The 2500-nt window shown below is 55.4% G+C and carries 2 rRNA genes (1 of these 2 cut by a window edge); both read left to right on the top strand.

The window, feature by feature from the left end:
- Nucleotides 1-2319: ribosomal RNA gene (locus EDC58_RS09990) — 23S ribosomal RNA — on the top strand (it extends 588 nt beyond the left edge of the window).
- Nucleotides 2320-2368: 49 nt separating this feature from the next.
- A 5S ribosomal RNA gene (gene rrf / locus EDC58_RS09985) occupies nt 2369-2485 on the top strand.
- Nucleotides 2486-2500: the final 15 nt, after the last annotated feature.

Genomic DNA, 2500 nt, shown 5'->3' with positions numbered 1-2500 from the left:
GTTGTGGTCACTGGCGAGGTTAACTCGAGAGAGGGAGCCGAAGCGAAAGCGAGTCTGAACAGGGCGCTAAGTCAGTGGCTGCAGACCCGAAGCTGAGTGATCTATCCATGGGCAGGTTGAAGTGGGGGTAAGACCCCATGGAGGACCGAACCGGTGGGCGTTGAAAAGCCCTCGGATGACCTGTGGATAGGGGTGAAAGGCCAATCAAACTCAGTGATAGCTGGTTCTCTCCGAAATGCATTTAGGTGCAGCGTCAAGAAGTAGCCGTAGGGGGTAGAGCACTGATAGGGCTAGGGCGGCCCACAGCTGTACCAAACCCTGTCAAACTCCGAATACCTACGGTGGAATCTTGGCAGTGAGGCGTAGGGTGATAAAATCCTATGTCGAGAGGGGAACAACCCAGACTACCGACTAAGGCCCCCAAGTGATGGCTAAGTGGAAAAGGAGGTTCTCCTGCTTAGACAACCAGGAGGTTGGCTTAGAAGCAGCCATCCTTTAAAGAAAGCGTAACAGCTCACTGGTCGAGCGGGGGAGCGCCGAAAATATAACGGGGCTAAAGCCATCCGCCGAAGTCGTAGACTCCAGTTGGACTGGAGTGGTAGGAGAGCGTTGATGACAGCGTTGAAGGTGTACCGGTGAGGAGCACTGGAGCGTCATCAAGTGAGCATGCAGGCATGAGTAGCGATAAAGTGGGTGAGAATCCCACTCGCCGAAAGCCTAAGGTTTCCTACACGATGCTCGTCAGTGTAGGGTTAGTCGGGACCTAAGACGAGGCCGAAAGGCGTAGTCGATGGGAAAACGGTTAATATTCCGTTACCTACTAACAGCGAGGCGAAGGGGGGACGCCTAGGGTTAGCCGAGGTCACTGATGGAATAGTGGCTCGAAGGGTGTAGGAGGTCAGGTAGGCAAATCCGCCTGACAATACTCCGAGACCTGACAGGCCCCCGAAGCTCTTCGGAGCGGAGGGGGAATCGGTGATACCGTCGGGCCGAGAAAAGCCTCTAAGCCGTTTGAGCTGTTAGTAGCCCGTACCGCAAACCGACACAGGTAGGCGGGATGAGTATTCTAAGGCGCGTGGAAGAACCCTCCCTAAGGAACTCGGCAAACTGGCACCGTAACTTCGGGATAAGGTGTGCCCCGAGTAGGTGAAGGAGCTTGCCTCTGGAGCCGAAAGGGGTCGCAGCGCAGCGCTCTTGCCGACTGTTTACCAAAAACACAGCACTCTGCTAACTCGTAAGAGGAAGTATAGGGTGTGACGCCTGCCCGGTGCCGGAAGGTTAAGGGGATCGGTTAGCCCTTTTGGGCGAAGCCGTGAACCGAAGCCCCGGTAAACGGCGGCCGTAACTATAACGGTCCTAAGGTAGCGAAATTCCTTGTCGGTTAAATACCGACCTGCATGAATGGCGTAACGAGTGAGGGGCTGTCTCAGGGAGGGATCCAGTGAAATTGTAGTGGAGGTGAAAATTCCTCCTACCCGCGGCAAGACGGAAAGACCCCGTGGACCTTTACTACAGCTTGGCATTGTAGGTGGGATATCCATGTGCAGGATAGGTGGGAGGCTGAGAAGCCCGGGCGCCAGCTCGGGTGGAGCCGTCCTTGAGATACCACCCTTGGATATCCTGCCTACTAACCCGCGCCGGTAATCCCGGCGGGGGACAGTGCCTGGTGGGTAGTTTGACTGGGGCGGTCGCCTCCTAAAGAGTAACGGAGGCTCACAAAGGTTGGCTCATGGCGGTTGGAAATCGCCAGAAGAGTGTAAAGGCACAAGCCAGCCTGACTGCGAGACACACAGGTCGAGCAGAGACGAAAGTCGGTCTTAGTGATCCGGTGGTTCTGAGTGGAAGGGCCATCGCTCAAAGGATAAAAGGTACCCCGGGGATAACAGGCTGATCTCCCCCGAGAGCTCACATCGACGGGGAGGTTTGGCACCTCGATGTCGGCTCATCGCATCCTGGGGCTGGAGCAGGTCCCAAGGGTATGGCTGTTCGCCATTTAAAGCGGTACGCGAGCTGGGTTCAGAACGTCGTGAGACAGTTCGGTCCCTATCTGCCGTGGGCGTAGGAAGGTTGAGGAGAGCTGACCCTAGTACGAGAGGACCGGGTTGGACGTGCCACTGGTGTACCAGTTGTCCTGCCAAGGGCAGTGCTGGGTAGCCAAGCACGGAAGGGATAACCGCTGAAAGCATCTAAGCGGGAAGCCCACTCCAAGATGAGCCTTCCCATGAGGGTGCAGGAAGACTACCTGCTTGATAGGCTGGGGGTGTAAGCCCTGCGAGGGGTTGAGCTGACCAGTACTAATAACCCGAATGGCTTTCGTTAGTGTGGACAAGGCTTTTAACAGCTAACTATGATATTTAACAGTGTTAAGTGTAGTGGGCAAAGCGTGAGGGAAACACCCTGAACCATTCCGAACCAGGAAGTTAAGCCTCACAGCGGTGATGATACTGCATCCTTACGGATGTGGGAAAGTAGCTCCCCGCTACACTTTACAGTGTTAAAT

It is taken from the genome of Caminibacter pacificus, from assembly GCF_003752135.1.
Lineage (GTDB): Bacteria > Campylobacterota > Campylobacteria > Campylobacterales > Nautiliaceae > Caminibacter > Caminibacter pacificus.
This window is presented reverse-complemented; position numbering and strand designations above follow the sequence as displayed.